Consider the following 18,583-nt stretch of genomic DNA (forward strand, 5'->3'; position numbering starts at 1 on the left):
TCCAGCGCTGTGCGGCGGGTCAGTGCGGTGAGCGCGACAGTGGCGTTTGTCGCAGTACGACGCGGGCCCGGCGACCACAGTGGGTCGACCGGGCCCGCAGGGTCACCGTGGGTTCACTCAGAGTCGCTCGACCACGTAGTCGATCGAGGCGGTCAGCGCCTCCACGTCGGCCGGCTCGACGGCCGGGAAGAGCGCCACCCGGAGCTGGTTGCGGCCCAGCTTCCGGTACGGCTCGGTGTCCACGATGCCGTTGGCGCGCAGCGCCTTGGCGATCGCGGTGGCGTCCACTCCGTCGGCGAAGTCGATGGTGGCGACCACGTTGGAGCGCAGCGCCGGGTCGGTCACGAACGGGGTGGCGACGGTCGAGCGCTCGGCCCAGCCGTACACCGTCGCGGCGCTCTCGGCCGTGCGCTTGGCCGCCCAGGCCAGCCCACCCTGGGAGTTCATCCAGTCGGTCTGCTCGGCGGCGAGGAAGATCGTCGCCAGCGCCGGGGTGTTGTAGGTCTGCTCCAGCCGCGAGTTGTCGATCGCGGTGACCAGGTCGAGGAAGGCCGGGATGTACCGGCCGGACGCCTTGATCTCGGCGGCCCGCTCCAACGCGGCCGGCGACATCAGGGCCAGCCAGAGCCCGCCGTCGGAGCCGAAGCACTTCTGCGGGGCGAAGTAGTAGACGTCGGTCTCACCGACGTTGACCTCCAGGCCACCGGCGCCGGAGGTGGCGTCGACCAGCAGCAGCGAGCCCGGGTCGGCACCCGCCACCCGACTGATCGGCACCGCCACGCCGGTCGAGGTCTCGTTGTGCGGGGTGGCGTAGACGTCCACGCCGGCCTCGGCGGTGAGGGTCGGTGCACTGCCCGCGTCCGACTTGCGGATCGTCGGCTCGCCCAGGAACGGCGCGTCCTTGACGGACTTGGCGAACTTGGCGCCGAACTCGCCGAAGCTGGCGAACTGGGCCCGGTCGCGGACCAGCCCGAACGCGGCGACCTCCCAGAACGCGGTGGTGCCGCCGTTGCCGATCACCACCTCGTAGCCCTCGGGCAGCGAGAAGAATTCGGCGATGCCGGAGCGGAGCCGGGCCACCTGGTCACGGACGGTCTTCTGCCGGTGCGAGGTGCCCAGGTAGCTGGTCGCCACCTCGGCGAGCGCGGAGACCGCCGCCGGACGGACCTTGGACGGCCCGCAGCCGAAGCGGCCGTCGGCGGGCTTGATCTCGTCGGGAATCCGGATGGTCGGTGCGTCAGCCACGGTCGTAAAGATCCTTCCGCATGGGTCGGGGCCCGGGTGAGCAGGTGGGGCGGACCGACGGCGGGCGCGTGCGGGTGCACGGTCGAAGCCGGGGTCGAGCCCATCGGGCGGCGCTGCCGGAATTCATCCTTGCACCCGTCGACGCCCCGCCGCGTGCTGGTCCCAGCCCCAACCGTGAGTCGTCCGCCACAGCCCGTGGCGTCGCCCACACCACCCGCCGTCGCCGGGCGAGCCCGGACGTAAGGAAGGGACCCCTGCTCTACCGGAGACGGTAGAAGGGGTCCCTTCCTTACATCGCAGGCGTCGGGCGGGACGCCTCAGACGTCGTGCGGGACGGCGTCCCAGCCCTCGACCTCGTTGGGCTTGCGCGGGCCGTGGCCCACGTACCGGGCGGAGGGGCGGACCAGCCGCTGGAGCCGCTTCTGCTCCAGGATGTGCGCGCTCCACCCACCCATCCGGGCGCAGGTGAACATCGAGGTGAACATGTGCGCCGGCACCTCGGCGAAGTCGAGCACCACGGCGGACCAGAACTCGACGTTGGTGGCGAGCACCCGGTCCGGCCGACGGGCCTGCAACTCGGCCAGCGCGGCCCGTTCCAGCGCCTCGGCGACCTCGAAGCGCGGCGCGCCCAGCTCCTTTGCGGTGCGCCGCAGTACTCGGGCGCGCGGGTCCTCGGCGCGGTAGACGCGGTGGCCGAAGCCCATCAGCCGCTCACCCCGGTCGAGCACACCCTTGACGTAGCTCTCCGCGTCGCCGCTGCGCTCGACCGCCTCCAGCATGCTCAGCACCCGCGACGGGGCGCCGCCGTGCAACGGGCCGGAGAGCGCGCCGATGCCGGAGGAGATGCAGGCGGCGGCGTCCGCGCCGGTGGAGGCGACGATCCGTGCGGTGAAGGTGGAGGCGTTCAGGCCGTGTTCGGCGGCCGAGATGAAGTACGCGTCGACGGCCTTGACGTGCCGGGGGTCCGGCTCGCCGCGCCACCGCTTCATGAAGCGCTCGACGATCGTCTCCGCCTTGTCGATCTCCTTCTGCGGCACCGCCGGCAGCCCGAGGCCACGGGCGGACTGGGCGACGAAGGACAGCGCGGTCACCGACACCCGGGCGAGGTCCTCCCGCGCCTGCTCGTCGGAGATGTCCAGCATCTGCTGCAGGCCCCAGTACGGGGCGAGCATCGCCACCGCGGACTGCACGTCGACCCGGATGTCGCCGGAGTGCACCGGCACCGGGAACGGCTCGGCCGGCGGCAGGCCGGGGCCGAACCGGCCGTCGACCAGCAGCGCCCAGACGTTGCCGAAGGAAACCTGGCCGATCAGATCCTCGATGTCGACCCCTCGGTAGCGCAGCGCGCCACCCTCGCGGTCCGGTTCGGCGATCTTGGTTTCGAACGCGACGACGCCTTCGAGTCCGGGTTTGAAGTCGGCCATCTCACTACTCCTGGTGTGTGGTCGGTGCGCCCGCCCGGCTCGGTGCCCCGGCCCCGGCCGGGTGAGCGCCCTAGGCGACCCTCTCCGGATGTGTGTTCGTGACATCTTGCCTGCTGGTGATCGGGTATGCGACCCGCTACGGATGTGCTGCTGACGACATCCCCGGCGGCAACCGCCGCGCGGCCCTCGGTAAGACTGGGCCCGACGGGCTGGTCGCGGGGGCCGGCAGCCCGATCCAGAGGGAGGAAACGTGACGGGCGACACACCGCCACCGGCGGGAATGCGTCACGAGTACGCCGCCGACACCGGCCTGGTCGAGGCCGACCTGGCGGCCCGGTGGCACACGCAGTTCGACAGGTGGTTCGCCGACGCGGTCGCCGCCGGGCTGCCCGAACCCAACGCCATGGTGGTCGGCACCGCCGACGCGCAGGGGCGGCCGAGCGCGCGGACCGTGCTGCTCAAGGGGTACGACCCGGAGGGCTTCGTCTTCTTCACCAACTACCGGTCGCGCAAGGGCGTCGAGGCGGAGGTGAACCCGTACGCGAGCCTGGTCTTCCCGTGGTTCCCGATGCAGCGGCAGGTGATCGTCGCCGGTCGGCTGGAACGGGTCGACCGGGCGGAGACCGAGGCGTACTTCGCCAGTCGGCCGCGCGGCTCCCGACTGGGTGCCTGGGCCAGCGCCCAGTCGTCGGTCCTGCCGGACCGGGCGGCGCTGGACGAGGCGTACCGGGCGGCGGCGGAACGGTTCGCCGACGTGGATCCGATCCCGGCCCCGCCGTCCTGGGGTGGGCTGCGGGTCCGGCCCGATTCGGTGGAGTTCTGGCAGGGCCGGGCCAGCCGGCTGCATGACCGGCTGCGGTTCCGCCGCGACGCCGACGACTGGATCGTGGAGCGGCTGGCACCGTGACCTCGACCGAAACGGACCGGCCCCGCGAACGGCGGCGCTGGGCCATCGACCTGCGTCCGCTGCGGGTGACCGCGTACCGGCGGCTCTGGCTCGGCAACGGCATCGCCATGTTCGGCTTCCAGTTCACCGCGGTCGCCGTACCGGTGGAGATGTACGCCCTCACCCAGGACTCGCTCTGGGTCGGGCTGCTGGGCATCGCCGCCTTCGTGCCGCTGCTCGTGTTCGGGCTCTGGGGCGGGGCGGTGGCCGACGCCATCGACCGTCGGCTGGTGCTGACCGCCGGTTCGGTGCTGCTCTGGGTCTCGGTGGTGGGCCTGCTGGCGCAGGCGCTGCTGGGGGTGGGCAGCCCGCTGCTGCTGCTCGGGCTGGTGGCGCTCAGTTCGGTCGCGTATGCGATCAGTGGGCCGGCGCGCAGCGCGCTGGTGGCCCGGCTGGTCCCGGCCGAGTTGGTGCCCGCCGCGACCACGCTGAACTTCACCACCGCGATGGCCACCTCGGTGCTCGGGCCGTTGGCCGCCGGCCTGATCCTGGCCACCTGGCACCTCGACGTGGCGCTGCCGATCGCGTACGCGGTGGACGCGGTGCTGCTGGTCGCCCTGGTCTGGGCGGCGCTGCGGCTGCCCGCGATGCCGCCCGAGCCGGACCCGGACGGTACGCCCCGGCAGGCCGGGCTGCGCAGTGTCGTCGACGGGTTCCGGTATCTGGCCGCCAGCCCGGTGCTGCTGCTCTCCTTCGCCATCGACCTGATCGCGATGGTGTTCGCCTTCCCCCGGGCGCTCTTCCCCGAGGTCGCCGCCGAGCGGTTCGGCGGGGGCGCGGCGGTGGGCTGGCTGTACAGCTCGATCGCGATCGGCTCGTTGCTCGCCGGGCTGGTCTCCGGCTGGATCGGCCGGGTACGCCGGCAGGGGCTGGTGCTGGTGCTCGCCGTCGTGGGCTGGGGCCTGGCGGTGGCGCTGGCCGGACTGTCCCGGCAGCTCTGGCTGGTCATCGCCCTGCTGGTGCTGGCCGGGGCGGCCGACCTGATCAGCTCGGTGGTGCGGCAGTCGATCCTGCTGATCTATGCGCCGGACCGGATGCGCGGTCGGCTCCAGGGCGTCAACACCGTAGTGGTGGCCGGTGGGCCGCGCCTGGGCGACCTGCGGGCGGGTGCCATGGCGACCGGCTTCGGCAGCGGCGTGGCCTGGGTCGGCGGCGGTCTCGTGGCGGCCGGGCTGGCGGTCGTCCTGGCGGTGGCGTTCCCGGCGTTGGCCCGCTATCGACCCCCGGTCACGCCGACCGCCGAGGGGGCTTCCGAAGATCACCCGGCACGGCGAGCGGACAGCGGTTCCGGGGGCTAGGGTCTGGCGACATGAGCAGCAGCGAGCCGCGTCCCCTGTCCGGGGCACAGTGGACCATTTCCGCCGACGGTCACGAGGCGGTCATCGTCGAGGTGGGCGGCGGGGTCCGCACCTACCGGCAGGACGGGGTGGAGCACCTCGACGGGTACGCCGCCGACGAGTTGTGCCCCGGCTCGGCCGGTCAGGTGTTGGCTCCCTGGCCGAACCGGATCCGCGACGGCGTGTACCCCTTCGACGGGCAGTCGTACCAGCTCCACCTCACCGAGCCGGAGCGGCACAACGCGATCCACGGCCTGGTCAACTGGGCCCGCTGGGAGTTGGTCGAGCAGCGGCCGGACGAGGTCGTCGTCGGGCTCGACATGCCGGCGCAGCCGGGCTACCCGTGGCCGCTGCGGCTGCGTACCCGGTGGAGCGTGGGGGCCGACGGGCTGCGGGCCGCGCACGAGGTGACCAACGTCGGCGGGGAGTCGGTGCCGTTCGGCTTCTCCGTGCACCCGTACCTGCGACTGCCCGGGGTGGCGGTGGACGACGTGGTGATGCGGGTGCCGGGGGAGACCCGGCTGCTGCTGGACGGGCGGCTGCTGCCGGTGGGCGTGGCCAAGGTCGCCGGCACCGAGTACGACTACACCGAGCCGCGCCGGATCGGCGACGCGGTGCTGGACCTGGCCTTCGGGCAGGTGATCCGCAACGCCGACGGCGGTTCGGCGGTGACGCTGAGCGCACCCGACCGGTCGCACGGCATCGAGATCTGGGCCGACGCCCAGTTCGGTTGGTGGCAGGTCTACACCGGTGACACCCTGACCGGGGAGCGTTTCCGCCGGTCGGTGGCGGTGGAGCCGATGACCTGCCCGCCGGACGCCTTCCGTTCCGGCCGGGATCTGATCACGCTGGCGCCGGGTGATACCTGGCGTGGCGACTGGGGCATCCGGCCGGGCAACTGAGCCGGCGAGGAGGTACGTCGTGGAGTTCGCAGAGGTCGTCCGGCGACGGCGCATGGTGCGCAACTACGATCCGGACCGTCCGGTCCCGCCGGAGGTCGTGGACCGGCTGCTGGACCACGCGGTCCGCGCGCCGTCGGCCGGCTTCTCGCAGGGCTGGGGTTTCCTGGTGCTGGAGGAGTCGGCGGACCGGGAACGGTTCTGGGCGGCCAGCACCCCGGAGGACGGCGGTACGGGACGCTGGCTGACCGGGATGCGGCGGGCTCCGCTGATCGTGGTGCCGCACGCGAACCGCTCCGTCTACCTCGAACGGTACGCCGAGTCGGACAAGGGCTGGGCGGACCGGTCGACGGACCGGTGGCCGGTGCCGTACTGGTACGTCGACACCGGGTTCGCCGCGTTGCTGATGATGCTGACCGCCGTGGACGAGGGGCTCGGTTCGTGCTTCTTCGGCATCCCGCCGCAGCGGTTGGCGTCCTACCGGGAGGCGTTCGGCGTGCCTGAGGCGTACCACCCGATCGGGGCGCTCACGATCGGTTACCGTGCCCCCGACCACCGGTCACCGTCACTGCGTCGAGGGCGTCGTCCGGTCGACGAGGTCGTCCGCCGGGGCCGGTGGAGCTGACCGAAACCAGAGGTTCGTCCGGTGCAGAACCGGACGACCGGTGGCGAAACTGGCAACAAGGAGCAGAACGTGGGGTGCGTGCTGCGGCTACGCTGGCACGGTCACGGGCGCCGCGGGTCGCGGCGTCCCGCCGCGACCCGGCCCGGCTCGGCGTCGTGGTTCGGCCCGACCAGGGGGAGGAGCGTGCCGTCGTGATCTTCAGAGCGGTCCGGGACGGGTGTCCCTACCCGCAACACAATCTGACCCTCAAGCAGTGGGCGGAGATCCCGCCCCGGCCGCTGCGGCTGGATCAGCTCATCACCACCAAGCGGGAGCTGGCGTTGGACAAGCTGCTCGCCGAGGACTCCACCTTCTACGGTGACCTGTTCCCGCACGTGGTGCAGTGGAACGGCGGCCTCTACCTGGAGGACGGCCTGCACCGCGCGCTGCGCGCCGCCCTGCAACAGCGCAACCAGATCCACGCCCGGGTGTTCGTGCTCGCCGAAGCGATCGAGTGACCCGACACCTCCTACTGAACCGTCGTTAGGGGGTGCGCGTGGACCTGCTCGACCTGGATTCGTCGCTGAACGAGGAGGAGCGGCAGATCCGCGCCGTCGTGCGCCGGGTGGTCGACGAGCGGGTACGCCCGCACGTCGCCGGCTGGTACGAGGCCGGTGAGGTGCCCGCCCGGGAACTGGCCCGTGAGTTCGGCGCCCTCGGTCTGCTCGGCATGCACCTGACCGGGTACGGCTGCGCCGGCTCGACGGCCGTCGCGTACGGGTTGGCCTGCCTGGAGTTGGAGGCCGGCGACTCCGGCGTCCGGTCCCTGGTCTCGGTGCAGGGTTCGCTGGCCATGTACGCCATCTGGCGCTACGGCAGCGAGGAGCAGAAGCAGCGCTGGCTGCCGGCGATGGCGACCGGCGAGGCGATCGGCTGTTTCGGGCTGACCGAGCCGGACCACGGCTCGGATCCGGGGTCGATGGCCACCCGGGCTCGCCGCGACGGCGACGACTGGATCCTCCACGGCACCAAGATGTGGATCACCAATGCTCCGATCGCCGACGTCGCGGTGATCTGGGCGCGCACCGACGACGGCGTGCGCGGTTTCGCCGTACCCATGGACACGCCGGGGGTGACGGCGCGCGAGATCGGCCGGAAGATGTCCCTGCGCGCCTCGGTGACCGGGGAGGTCGCGCTCGACGACGTCCGGCTGCCGGCGGACGCCCGGCTGCCCGAGGCGGTCGGGCTCAAGGCGCCGCTGAGCTGTCTGACCGAGGCCCGGCACGGCATCGTCTGGGGTGCGCTGGGCGCGGCCCGGGACTGCCTGGAGACCGCCCTGACGTACGCGACGACCCGCACCCAGTTCGGTCGCCCGCTGGCCGGCTTCCAGCTCACCCAGGCCAAGCTCGCCGACATGGCGGTCGAGTGGCACAAGGGCTACCTGCTGGCGCTGCACCTCGGCCGACTCGCCGACGCGGGCCGGTTGCGCCCCGAGCAGGTCAGCGTCGGCAAGCTCAACAACGTCCGCGAGGCGCTGACGATCGCCCGGCAGTGCCGCACGATCCTCGGCGCCAACGGCGTCTCCGGCGACTACCCCGTGATGCGGCACGCCAACAACCTGGAGAGCGTCCTGACGTACGAGGGCACCTCCGAGATCCATCAGTTGGTGATCGGGCAGCGGCTCACCGGCGTCTCCGCGTTCACCTGATTTTTCACGCCTCTGACCTGCGGAGATGCACGTTCGGGCGACTCGGCGAGCGGCTGTCGTACCGGGGGCTTACCGTCATCAACAGACAATGCGTCTGACGAGGACGGTGAGGGCGATGGCACGCGACAGCGACATCAACGAGCCCACCAGCACGTTTGCCGACTACCAGGCCGGCGAGGAGAGCACGGACCGGCCGGACGCCCCGCCGGTGCCACCGGGTGGCGGCGGTGGTGGTGCGGCGAGGGCCCTGCTCTGGGTGCTCGGCGCTGCGGCGATGGGGGTGGTGGTGCTGCTCGGCGTGCAGACCACCGGCATCCTGCCGGAGTTCCGCAACCCGTTCAGCAAGGAGCAGACCGACCGCACCCAGCCCGCGCTGCTGGAGTCGATGCAGGACCTCAGCCGCTACGTGGCCGCCGAGGGCAACTTCCAGGTCGTGGTCGACCTGGAGAACGACCGGCGCAACGTGCCGGACTGGCTGCTCAACCAGCGCACGCTGTTCGTCGGGTCCGGCAGCGTCGAGGCGTACGTGGACTTCGGTGCCCTCGGCGAAGGCGCGGTCGTGCAGTCCGGCGACGGCAAGTCCGTCGAGGTCAAGCTGCCCGCACCGCAGCTCGCCGAGACCAACCTCGACCTCGACAAGAGTTACGTCTTCGCGGAGGAGCGAGGGCTGCTCAACCGGGTGGGCGACCTGATCGGCGGCGACCCGAACCGGCAGCAGCAGGTCTACCGGCTCGCCGAGGACCGGATCACCGCCGCCGCCCGGGACAGCGGCCTGATCGCCCGCGCCGAGGAGAACACCCGCAAGATGCTGACCGGCCTGCTCGGGTCGCTCGGCTTCGAGCAGGTCACCATCACGTACACCGCTCCCTGACACCCGCACCTGCCCCGCCCCGCCGGCTGTCGTTCGACCTGCTGGCGGGGCGGTCGGTCGTGCACCCCGGCGGGGGCCGAGATTCGCGTCGCCTCTCCGGTGACCGGGGTGGCCTCGCGTGCGGAGGACGGACCGGTCAGCGGCCCGCGACGAGGTAGCGGTCCTCGTTGGGCATGATGATCCAGAGTGCCAGGTAGATGACGACCTGAGTGCCGGGCAGCAGCAGCGACAGCAGGAACAGCAGCCGGATGAGCCCGGCCGAGGTGCCGAAGCGCTGGGCCAGGCCGGCGCAGACTCCGGCGAACATGCGCCCCTGTCGGGGCCGGACCAGTTTGCGACTCATGGTGGTACTTCCCCTCTGCGGCGATCCGCCGCTCCATGTCGTCAACGCTAGGAGCGGATGGCCCCTGCGCCCTCGCCCGCGAGAACGAACCGCACCGCGCGTACCCGTAGGTACTTACCCGTGTCCTCACCGAGACACCCATCCCCGAGCAACCCCGACCCCACGCGTCGATCGAGGAGTCGTGGCTGGGGCTCGCCGATCATGGACCGTGGTGGGAGCCGCCGCCGTGGTGAGGACCCGCCGATCATGGAGTCGTGGTAGGCGCAAAAGGTTCATACTCGGCCGAAACCTCGACCACAAGTCCATGATCGCGCGGCCGGAGGCGGGTGGAGGCGGCCGGAGGTGGGTGGGCGGGGGTGGGCGGGGGTGCGGGGTAGGGTCGGTGGGCTGGGTGTCCTCACCGGGGCGTACGGCAGGCCGCGTCCGGATCGGGGGCGGCCGACCTCTTTCGGCGGGCCGCTGACCGGTGATCCCGGGGCAGGGCGAGGAAGTGCAGTCATGATCAGTGTGTTCGACCTCTTCAGCGTGGGCATCGGGCCGTCCAGCTCGCACACGGTGGGACCGATGCGGGCGGCGCGTACGTTCGTCGCGGGGCTCAAGGCCGACGGGTTGCTCACGGACGTGGTCCGGGTGCGCGCGGAGCTGTTCGGATCGCTCGGTGCCACGGGGCACGGGCACGGCAGTGATCGGGCGGTGCTGCTCGGGCTGGCCGGCGCGGCACCGGAGTCGGTCGACACCGACGGTGTGGACGCGCGGGTGGCCCGGATCCGGGAACAGGGTCGGCTGGCGCTGCTCGACACGCACGAGATCGACTTCGAGCCGGACCGGGATCTCACGTTGCACCGGCGGCGGTCGTTGCCGTACCACCCGAACGGCATGGTCTTCGCGGCCTTCGACGACGGTGGTGCCGAGATCCGGACGCGGACCTACTACTCGGTCGGCGGCGGGTTCGTGGTGGACGAGGCGGCGGCCGGGGCGGATCGGATCAAGCCCGACGTCACGCCGGTGCGGTATCCCTTCCTGACCGGCGCGCAACTGCTCGACGTGACCGCCACGACGGGCCTGTCGATCAGCGGGGTGATGCTCGCCAACGAGGTGTCCTGGCGGTCCGAGGCGGACGTACGGGCCGGGCTGCTGGACATCTGGCGGGTGATGCGCGAGTGCGTGGAGCGCGGCTGTTCCCGGGACGGCACGCTGCCGGGCGGATTGCAGGTGCGCCGCCGCGCGGCCGAGCTGCGCCGCAGCCTGGAGGCCGACACGGTGGTCCCGGACGGGGATCCGCTACACGTGATGGACTGGGTGACGCTGTTCGCCCTGGCGGTCAACGAGGAGAACGCGGCCGGTGGCCGGGTGGTGACCGCGCCGACCAACGGCGCGGCGGGGATCATCCCGGCGGTGTTGCACTACTACACGCGGTTCGTGCCGGGGGCCACCGACGAGGGGGTGCTGCGGTTCCTGCTGGCGGCCGGGGCGATCGGGGTGCTGTTCAAGGAGAACGCGTCGATCTCCGGGGCCGAGGTGGGCTGCCAGGGCGAGGTCGGCTCGGCGTGCTCGATGGCCGCCGCTGGGCTGGCCGAGGCGCTGGGCGGCACGCCGGCCCAGGTGGAGAACGCCGCGGAGATCGGCATGGAGCACAACCTCGGGTTGACCTGTGACCCGGTCGGGGGCCTGGTGCAGATACCGTGCATCGAGCGCAATGCGGTGGCTAGCATCAAGGCGATCACCGCCGCCCGGCTCGCGTTGCGCGGCGACGGGGTGCACGCCGTGTCGCTCGACAAGGTCATCAAGACCATGCGCGAGACCGGTGCCGACATGAAGGTCAAGTACAAGGAGACGGCGCGCGGCGGCCTCGCGGTCAACGTGATCGAGTGCTGAGCGGAGGACGTTCACCGGCTGCTAACCTGTCGTCCGTTCAGCAGGCGGGAGACGGCGGTGACCTCTGGCGTGGGGGCGTTGTGGTCGCACCGCAATTCGCTGCGCATCCTGGTCCGACGTGATCTCGCGGTCAAGTACCAGCAGTCCGTGCTGGGGTACCTCTGGTCGTTGATCGAGCCGCTGGGCATGGGGGCGATCTACTGGTTCGTCTTCGGCGTCCTGTACTCCCGGGACACCAACCGGCACCTCGGCGAGGCCGCCGGGTCGTACCCGCTGTTCCTGATCACCGGGATCTTCGCCTGGATGTGGACCAGTTCGGCGTTGAGCGAGGCGACCAACGCGCTGACCGGCCAGTCCCGGTTGATCACCACGATGAACGTACCCCGGCAGGTCTTCCCGATCGGCCGGGTCACCGGGCGCTTCGCCGAGTACGCCGCCGGCCTGCCGATCCTGGCGGCCATCGCGATCTGGTACGCCGCCGACGGCCGGATCGACCCGGGTTGGTCGCTGCTCGCCCTGCCGCTGGCGGTGCTGGTGCAGGCCACTCTGCTGGTCGGGTTGGCGCTGCTGCTGTCGGCGGCGAACGTGCTGATGCGCGACGTGGAGCGGTTCATGCGTCTGGTCATCCGGGTGTTGTTCTACGCCACGCCGATCATCTATCCACTGAGCCTGGTCCGGGACTCCGGCCTGCCCGGGTGGCTCAAGCTGGGCTACGAACTCAACCCGCTGGTCGGGATCTTCCAGCTCCACCACGCGGTCTGGTATCCGGACGAGTTCCCGGACGCCCGGATGCTCGCCACCACCGTCGGCATCAGCCTGCTGGTCCTGGTGGTCGGCTGGTGGACGTTCCGTCGGCTCGAACCCGCCGTGCTCAAGGAACTCTGATGACCGACGCGATCATCGAGGCGGAGGGGATCGGCATCCGGTTCGTCCGCAACCGCCGTCGGCAGTTGCGGCTGCGTGAGCTGTTCATCCACCGGGGTACGCGCGGCGCCTCCGACGGCCGGTTCTGGCCGCTGCGGGACGTCTCCTTCTCGGTCGCGCCGGGCGAGACGCTCGGCGTGATCGGCCGTAACGGCACCGGCAAGAGCACCCTGTTGCGTCTGATCGCCGGGGTGCTGATCCCGGACGAGGGGCGGATCCGGGTCCGGGGCGACGTCGCGCCGCTGCTGGAACTCTCCGCCGGCTTCTCCAACGACCTGACCGGGCGGGAGAACCTGTACCTGGTGGGCGGGTTGCACGGGTTGTCGTCGGGATACCTGAAGCGGCACTTCGACGACATCGTCTCGTTCGCCGGTGAGCAGGTGGAACGGGCCATCGACACCTCGGTACGGCACTACTCGTCCGGGATGAAGGTCCGGCTCGGGTTCGCGATCATCTCTCACCTGCCGCACCCCATCCTGCTGATGGACGAGGTGACGGCGGTGGGTGACGCCGAGTTCCGCAAGAAGTGCTACACGACCATCGATCGTCTGCTCGGGGAGGGGCGCACTCTGGTGCTGGTCTCACACAACGAAAAGGACCTGACCCGGTTCTGCCGTCGAGGACTCTTCCTCGACGGCGGCCGGTTGAGCGTCGACGGCACCATCGCCGAGGCGCTGGCCGCGTACCACGACGCGGTTCCCCGGTGACGCTCGCGATCGTGCTCGCCGCCGGGTCGCCGGCCGCGAGCCTGCCCACGGGTGCGGTGCCGGGCGGCTCCACGGCGGACCGGCTGGCCGAGCAGTGGCGGCGGGCCGGGGTGGCCGACGTGCGGTTCGCCGCGACCCTGGACGAGGTCGCGGACCTGGCCGCGACGGCGGGCGGCCCGGTGGTGCTCAGCGGTGCGGACCTGGTGGCGCACACCGCCGTGCTGCGGCATCTGGTGACCAGCCCGGTCGGTCCGACCGTGGCGTTGGTGCTCACCGACCCGCCCGGCGGTGGCCGGACCGTGGTGCGCGAGGAGCGCGGACAGGTGGTCGACGCCGGTCCGGTCGAGCGGCTCGACGGTGAGGCCACCGGCGTCTTCGGAGGTGCGGTGCGGGTCGGTCGGGACGACGTACCGGCGCTCGTGGCCGCCGCCCGCGCGGCCGGCACCGACGCGCAGGCCCCGGGCCCGGCGGTGGACCGGGTCTTGGCGGGCCTCGCCGGGCAGGGGACGCTGGTCTTCGCCCACCGGGTACGCCTGCTGGTGGCGCACCGGGTCGACGACGCGAGCGGGCTGGCCGCCGCCGAGGCGGCGGTGGCCGCCGTCGACGAGGACCGGGCCGAGTTGCGGCTCTCGGTGAAGGAGAAGGACGACTTCTTCACCACGTACTTCGTCAGCACCTGGTCGCCGCAGGTCACCAAGGTCTGCGCCCGGTTGGGGCTGAGCCCGACGGCGGTCACCATGATCTCGGTGGCCTTCGCGGTCGCCGCCGCCGCGTTGTTCGCCGCCGGTGGCCGACCGGCGCTGGTCGGCGGTGCGGTCCTGCTCTATCTCGGCTTCGTGCTCGACTGTGTGGACGGTCAGCTCGCCCGCTACACGCGCAACTTCAGCGCCTGGGGCGGCTGGCTGGACACGATGGCCGACCGGGCCAAGGAGTACCTGGTCTACGCGGGTCTCGGGTGGGGTGCCACGGCGGCCGGGTTCCGGTACGGATGGGCGTTGGCCATCGCCGCGATGACCCTCCAGACGGTGCGGCACATGACCGACGCCTGGTACGGCGTGTTGCACGACGAGGCGGCCCGTCGACCGAAGGCGGCGGGCAGCGGCGGCGGTGGCATCGGTGACCGGCTGAACGCCGCCTCGAACCGGGTGCAGGCCGACTCGGGGTCGCTGTCGTACTGGCTCAAGCGCACGGTGGTCTTCCCGATCGGGGAACGGTGGGCGCTGATCGCGCTGGCCGCCGCGCTGTTCGACCAGCGGATCGCCCTGTTCGCGGTGCTGACCTGGGGGGTGTTGGCGTTCGGGTACACCGGCGCGCTGCGTACCCTGCGGGCCCGCTGGATGTGGGTGCCGGTGCTGGACACGGTCGACGCGACCCTGCACCGCGACGACGGTCCGCTGGCCACCCGACTGCCGGTGCTGCGGCGGCCGGGGCCGCTGGTCCTCGCGGTGGTCGCGGCGCTGGCCGCGGCAGGGTTGGTGTTGGTGACGCTGCTGGGCGGCGTGGGTGACGGCGGCGATCCGGCTGCCTGGCTCCGCTGGGCGGCGGTGCCGGTGGTGCTGCTGGTGCTGCTGGCCGCTGCGGCGGGGACCGGGGCGGCGCACAACGGGCCGCTGGACTGGCTGGTGCCGGCCGCGCTGCGGGCCGCCGAGTTCCTCTTCGCCGTCGCGGTCGGGGTGATCGGCGGCGCGCCCGCGTGGCTGATCTTCGGGTACGTCTTCGTGCTCACCCTGCACCACTACGACCTGGTCGCCCGGCTGGAGAAGCGGCAACCCGCGCCGCCGCTGCACTCGGCCACGCTGGGCTGGGAGGGGCGGTCGGTACTGCTGGCGCTGACGGCGATCGCCGGAATCGTGAGTATTGGTCTGGCTACACTCGGTATCTACCTTCTGGTGCTGTTCGTGGCAAGTGTGGTGCTGGCCTGGTTCGTCCGGCCGAGCCGTCCCACCCGGGCACCGGCGGGTACGCGACAAGGCGCGACGCTCTGACGGGAGGCCGGGACGATGACGCTGATCAGCTTCGTCGTCCCGGCCTTCCGGGTGCAGGGCTACCTGCGGGAGTGCCTGGACTCGATCCTCGGTCAGCCGATCGCCGACATCGAGGTGATCGGGATCGACGACTGCTCGCCGGACGCGGTCGGGGAGATCCTCGACGAGTACGCCGCCCGCGACGACCGGGTCCGGGCGGTCCGGCTGGACCAGAACGTCGGGCTCGGCCCGGCCCGCAACGTCGGGCTGGACCTGGCCGTCGGAGAGTACGTCTGGTTCGTCGACGGTGACGACTGGCTCGCGCCCGGTTGCCTGGTCGAGGTGGCCGCCCGCCTGCGCGAGACCCGCCCCGACGTGCTGCTGGTCGACCACGTCCGCACGTACTGGGACGACCGGGTCAGCGCCAGCGCGATGGCGGAGGTCTTCCCGGAGCCACCGGGGTCGGAGACGTTCCGGCTGGCCGAGCGACCGGAGACGCTGGAACTGCTGCACACCGCCTGGAACCGGCTGCTGCGTCGGCGGTTCCTCGTCGACGCCGGGCTGCGTTTCGCCCCCGGCTGGTACGAGGACGTGTCGTTCAGCTATCCGGCGCTGCTGGCTGCGGACCGGATCGGCGTGCTCGACGTGGTCTGCGTCAACTACCGGCAGCGGCGGGCCGGGGCGATCACGAAGACCCAGGGTGAGCGGCACTTCGAGGTGTTCCGCCAGTGGCGACGCGTGTTCCGGGACCTGGACCGGCTCGGCGCCGAGGAACTCCGACCGGCGGTCTTCGCCCGGATGATGTGGCACTACCTGACCGTGCTCGGCACCGACGAGCGGATCCCGGCGGACCTGCGGCCGACCTTCTTCGCCCGGATCACCATCGACCACGCCCGCTTCCGTCCGCCCGGCGGCCATCGGATCCCGGACGGGATCGAAGGGCTCAAGCACCGGCTGGTCGCGGCCGGTCGGTGGCGGACGTTCAGCGCACTACGGGCGACCGGCCACGCGGGGGAGGCGGCCCGCCGGATCGCCCGCCGGGCCCGACGACGGGTGGGCCCACCGGCCCGTCGGGGCGTACGCCTGGCCCGTGACGTCGTGCTGCGCGAGTACCAGTGGGTCGAGCGCCGCCGCCCGGTGGACGAGAACCTGGCCGTGTACGCGGCGTACTGGTATCGCGGGTACGCCTGCAACCCGGCCGCCGTGTACGAGGCGGCGCGGCGGTTGGCGCCGCACGTACGGGGCGTCTGGATCGTCCGGCGGGACCGGGTGCACACGCTGCCCGACGGGGTCGAGTACGTGGTCGCCGGTACGCCCGCGTACCACCGGGTGCTGGCCCGTGCCCGGTGGCTGATCAACAACGTCAACTTCCCGGACTCGGTCCGCAAGCGCCCGGGCACTGTGCACGTGCAGACCCACCACGGCACCCCGGTCAAGGTGATGGGGCTGGACCAGCAGCGGTATCCGCTGGGCGCGACCGGCATGGACTTCGCCGGGCTGCTGCGTCGGGTGGACCGGTGGGACTTCTCGGTCAGCGCGAACAGCTTCTCCACGCAGATGTGGGAGCGGGCCTATCCGGCCGCGTACACGACCCTGGAGGTGGGTTATCCCCGCAACGACCGGTTGGTGACCGCGAGCGCCGAGGAGGTCCTGCGGCTGCGCGCGGAGTTGGGCGTCGGCCTCGGCGAGCGGGTGGTCCTGTACGCCCCGACGCACCGGGAACACCTGCCCGGCTACCGCCCACCGTTCGATCCGGAGCGGTTCCTCGATGCGCTCGGCCCGTCCGGCCTGCTGCTGATGCGCAGTCACTACTTCCACGACCGGGAGCGCCGGACGTCGGGCCCGAGCAGCCGGACCCGGGTCCTCGACGTCAGCGACCACCCCCGGGTCGAGGACCTCTATCTCGCAGCGGACGTGCTGGTCACCGACTACTCGTCCGCGATGTTCGACTACGCCGTCCTGGACCGGCCGATCGTCGTCTACGCGCCGGACTGGGACGCGTACCGGCTGACCCGGGGGGTCTACCTCGACGTCACCGCCGAGGCGCCCGGCGCGGTGGCGCGTACCTTCCCCGAACTGCTCGACGTGTTCCGGTCCGGCGCGCTGGAGACGCCGGAGGCCGACCTGGCGCGGGCGGCGTTCCGGGAACGCTTCTGCGCGCTGGAGGACGGGCACGCGGCCGAGCGGGTGGCGCGGCGGGTCTTCCTGGGCGAGACGGCCGCCTGAGTCCCTCTTTCCGGGCAATCGCCGTCATTCGATGGACCGTAATAGGTCTGTCACGATTCGAACATCGCACGTTTACCCGATGTGCTCGCCGCATGATCCTGGCCACAGTCATTTCGGGTTCGCCGACGAGCTGGGGGAGGAGACGGTGACAACCGTCGCGCTCAAGGATGTGACAAAGGTCTTCCGGGACGGCACCGTCGCTGTCGACACCATCAATCTCGACGTCAACGACGGCGAGTTCATGGTGCTGCTCGGGCCGTCCGGCTGTGGGAAGTCCACGGTGTTGCGGATGATCGCCGGGCTGGAGGAACCGTCCTCGGGTGCGGTGCTGCTCGACGGCGAGCTGGCGAACGACCTACCGCCCCGGGAACGGCGGATCGCGATGGTCTTCCAGGACTTCGCCCTCTATCCGCACATGAGCGTCAACGACAACATCGCCTTCCCGCTCAAGCTGGCCGGCGTCGAAGCGACCCCGCGTGGCGAGCGGGTCGGCGACGTGGCCAGCGCCCTCGGCATCGGCGACGTGCTGGCCCGACGTCCCGGCCAGCTCTCCGGCGGGCAGCGACAGCGCGTCGCGATGGGTCGGGCGATCGTCCGTCGCCCCGGTCTGTTCCTGATGGACGAACCGCTGTCCAACCTGGACAGTGGGCTGCGCGCGGAACTGCGCGCCGAGATCTCCGGCCTGACCCGGGAACTGGGCGTCACCACCGTCTACGTCACCCACGACCAGGCCGAGGCGCTGACCATGGCGGACCGGGTCGCCATCATGCGCAAGGGCGTCCTCCAGGACGTCGGCACCCCCACCAAGGTGTACGGCCGCCCGGCCACCCTCTACGTCGCCGCGTTCCTCGGCAGCCCCCGGATGAACCTGCTGGAGGCGTCGGTCTACGTCCACCTCGACCGGTACGTCACCCTGACCCTCGGCGAGCAGGCGCTCTATCTGCCCTGGAACGACATCCGCAGTCGGGCCGTGGCGCACTACCACGGTGAGCGGATCGTGGTCGGCATGCGCGCGGAGGCGCTCACCCCGGTCGCTCCGGACACCTCCGGAGACGTCCTCCAGGGCCGGATCCGCTATCTCGAACACCACGGTCACGAGTCCCTGGCCTTCCTCGACATCGGGGCCTCCGCGATCGTGGTCGACGAGGTCGGCGGTCCGATCGACGGTGACGCCCCGCTCGGTCAGCGTGGCCTGCGCCGGTTCGGCCAGATGATGCAGCGGTTCACCGGTCGGGTCGCCGTCGAGCAGGGCGGGCACGCGCCGACCGGCGGCACCAACACCAGCGTCCTGAACGATCCGGGCCGTCACCACCGCCGCCCGGCCGAGCTGGCCGTCCGACTGGCGCCGTACCCGGCGGTCTCCGCCGGTCATCGGCTCAGCGTCAAGGTCCGGATGGACGCCCTGCACTTCTTCGACGACCGGGGCGACCGCATCGACGTCGGCTGGCGCTGATGCGAGGAACCCGCCGCGCCGTCTGGCGCTGATGCAAGGAAGGGCACCTTATTAGCG

16 protein-coding genes are annotated in these 18,583 nt (G+C 71.6%); 13 read left to right on the forward strand and 3 right to left on the reverse strand.

What is annotated here, in order from left to right; translation table 11 throughout:
- Nucleotides 1-117 precede the first annotated feature (117 nt).
- Nucleotides 118-1,245: a phosphoserine transaminase gene (gene serC / locus ACIBMZ_RS09855; RefSeq protein ID WP_396692182.1), complete on the reverse strand. Its 1,128-nt coding sequence runs from the start codon at nucleotides 1,243-1,245 to the stop codon at nucleotides 118-120.
- Nucleotides 1,246-1,562: 317 nt separating this feature from the next.
- Entirely contained in the window at nucleotides 1,563-2,669 is a 1,107-nt protein-coding gene (locus ACIBMZ_RS09860; protein ID WP_396692183.1) for a citrate synthase 2, read from the reverse strand.
- Between the two features lie 280 nt (nucleotides 2,670-2,949).
- Between ACIBMZ_RS09860 and pdxH the strand changes: the two genes are divergently transcribed.
- From pdxH to ACIBMZ_RS09895, 7 genes are all read left to right on the forward strand, one after another.
- On the forward strand, nucleotides 2,950-3,576 hold the full coding sequence (gene pdxH / locus ACIBMZ_RS09865; protein WP_396692731.1) for a pyridoxamine 5'-phosphate oxidase: 627 nt from the start codon (nucleotides 2,950-2,952) through the stop codon (nucleotides 3,574-3,576).
- Nucleotides 3,573-4,913: an MFS transporter gene (locus ACIBMZ_RS09870; protein ID WP_396692184.1), complete on the forward strand. Its 1,341-nt coding sequence runs from the start codon at nucleotides 3,573-3,575 to the stop codon at nucleotides 4,911-4,913. Before pdxH ends, ACIBMZ_RS09870 begins: the two co-directional genes overlap by 4 nt.
- Nucleotides 4,914-4,924: 11 nt before the next feature.
- Nucleotides 4,925-5,854: an aldose 1-epimerase family protein gene (locus ACIBMZ_RS09875; RefSeq protein WP_396692185.1), complete on the forward strand. Its 930-nt coding sequence runs from the start codon at nucleotides 4,925-4,927 to the stop codon at nucleotides 5,852-5,854.
- 19 nt (nucleotides 5,855-5,873) lie between these two features.
- Nucleotides 5,874-6,476: a nitroreductase family protein gene (locus tag ACIBMZ_RS09880; protein WP_396692186.1), complete on the forward strand. Its 603-nt coding sequence runs from the start codon at nucleotides 5,874-5,876 to the stop codon at nucleotides 6,474-6,476.
- Nucleotides 6,477-6,667: 191 nt separating this feature from the next.
- On the forward strand, nucleotides 6,668-6,973 hold the full coding sequence (locus ACIBMZ_RS09885; RefSeq protein WP_131055140.1) for a type II toxin-antitoxin system VapB family antitoxin: 306 nt from the start codon (nucleotides 6,668-6,670) through the stop codon (nucleotides 6,971-6,973).
- Between the two features lie 38 nt (nucleotides 6,974-7,011).
- Complete coding sequence (locus tag ACIBMZ_RS09890) at nucleotides 7,012-8,163, forward strand: acyl-CoA dehydrogenase family protein (protein ID WP_396692187.1); 1,152 nt, start codon at nucleotides 7,012-7,014, stop codon at nucleotides 8,161-8,163.
- A 115-nt stretch (nucleotides 8,164-8,278) separates the two neighbouring features.
- Nucleotides 8,279-9,034: a DUF4230 domain-containing protein gene (locus tag ACIBMZ_RS09895; RefSeq protein ID WP_396692188.1), complete on the forward strand. Its 756-nt coding sequence runs from the start codon at nucleotides 8,279-8,281 to the stop codon at nucleotides 9,032-9,034.
- A 136-nt stretch (nucleotides 9,035-9,170) separates the two neighbouring features.
- On the opposite strand, the gene ACIBMZ_RS09900 is transcribed toward ACIBMZ_RS09895, so the two are convergent.
- On the reverse strand, nucleotides 9,171-9,377 hold the full coding sequence (locus tag ACIBMZ_RS09900; RefSeq protein ID WP_396692189.1) for a PspC domain-containing protein: 207 nt from the start codon (nucleotides 9,375-9,377) through the stop codon (nucleotides 9,171-9,173).
- Between the two features lie 498 nt (nucleotides 9,378-9,875).
- On the opposite strand from ACIBMZ_RS09900, the gene ACIBMZ_RS09905 reads away from it, so the two are divergent.
- The 6 genes from ACIBMZ_RS09905 to ACIBMZ_RS09930 all read left to right on the forward strand — a co-directional run bounded on the left by ACIBMZ_RS09905 (nucleotide 9,876) and on the right by ACIBMZ_RS09930 (nucleotide 18,526).
- The gene (locus ACIBMZ_RS09905) at nucleotides 9,876-11,252 is read left to right on the forward strand and encodes an L-serine ammonia-lyase (RefSeq protein WP_396692190.1); all 1,377 of its coding nucleotides are present in this window, start codon (nucleotides 9,876-9,878) and stop codon (nucleotides 11,250-11,252) included.
- 57 nt (nucleotides 11,253-11,309) lie between these two features.
- Nucleotides 11,310-12,137: an ABC transporter permease gene (locus ACIBMZ_RS09910; protein ID WP_396692191.1), complete on the forward strand. Its 828-nt coding sequence runs from the start codon at nucleotides 11,310-11,312 to the stop codon at nucleotides 12,135-12,137.
- Entirely contained in the window at nucleotides 12,137-12,883 is a 747-nt protein-coding gene (locus ACIBMZ_RS09915) for an ABC transporter ATP-binding protein (protein ID WP_396692192.1), read from the forward strand. Before ACIBMZ_RS09910 ends, ACIBMZ_RS09915 begins: the two co-directional genes overlap by 1 nt.
- Nucleotides 12,880-14,868 (forward strand): DUF5941 domain-containing protein, encoded by a 1,989-nt coding sequence (locus tag ACIBMZ_RS09920; protein ID WP_396692193.1) that lies wholly within the window; start codon nucleotides 12,880-12,882, stop codon nucleotides 14,866-14,868. Before ACIBMZ_RS09915 ends, ACIBMZ_RS09920 begins: the two co-directional genes overlap by 4 nt.
- 15 nt (nucleotides 14,869-14,883) lie before the next feature.
- Nucleotides 14,884-17,073 (forward strand): CDP-glycerol glycerophosphotransferase family protein, encoded by a 2,190-nt coding sequence (locus ACIBMZ_RS09925; RefSeq protein WP_396692194.1) that lies wholly within the window; start codon nucleotides 14,884-14,886, stop codon nucleotides 17,071-17,073.
- 145 nt (nucleotides 17,074-17,218) lie between these two features.
- Nucleotides 17,219-18,526 (forward strand): ABC transporter ATP-binding protein, encoded by a 1,308-nt coding sequence (locus tag ACIBMZ_RS09930; protein ID WP_396692195.1) that lies wholly within the window; start codon nucleotides 17,219-17,221, stop codon nucleotides 18,524-18,526.
- Nucleotides 18,527-18,583 lie beyond the last annotated feature (57 nt).

The sequence above is a fragment of the Micromonospora sp. NPDC049900 genome (assembly GCF_044461025.1).
Taxonomy (GTDB): Bacteria; Actinomycetota; Actinomycetes; order Mycobacteriales; family Micromonosporaceae; genus Micromonospora.

Excerpts from the sequence above, each read along its gene's own strand:
- ACIBMZ_RS09860 (WP_396692183.1), bottom strand. The coding sequence starts at position 2,669 with ATGGCCGACTTCAAACCCGGACTCGAAGGCGTCGTCGCGTTCGAAACC.
- pdxH (WP_396692731.1), top strand. The coding sequence starts at position 2,950 with ATGCGTCACGAGTACGCCGCCGACACCGGCCTGGTCGAGGCCGACCTG.
- ACIBMZ_RS09875 (WP_396692185.1), top strand. The coding sequence starts at position 4,925 with ATGAGCAGCAGCGAGCCGCGTCCCCTGTCCGGGGCACAGTGGACCATT.
- ACIBMZ_RS09895 (WP_396692188.1), top strand. The coding sequence starts at position 8,279 with ATGGCACGCGACAGCGACATCAACGAGCCCACCAGCACGTTTGCCGAC.
- ACIBMZ_RS09900 (WP_396692189.1), bottom strand. The coding sequence starts at position 9,377 with ATGAGTCGCAAACTGGTCCGGCCCCGACAGGGGCGCATGTTCGCCGGA.
- ACIBMZ_RS09905 (WP_396692190.1), top strand. The coding sequence starts at position 9,876 with ATGATCAGTGTGTTCGACCTCTTCAGCGTGGGCATCGGGCCGTCCAGC.
- ACIBMZ_RS09915 (WP_396692192.1), top strand. The coding sequence starts at position 12,137 with ATGACCGACGCGATCATCGAGGCGGAGGGGATCGGCATCCGGTTCGTC.
- ACIBMZ_RS09925 (WP_396692194.1), top strand. The coding sequence starts at position 14,884 with ATGACGCTGATCAGCTTCGTCGTCCCGGCCTTCCGGGTGCAGGGCTAC.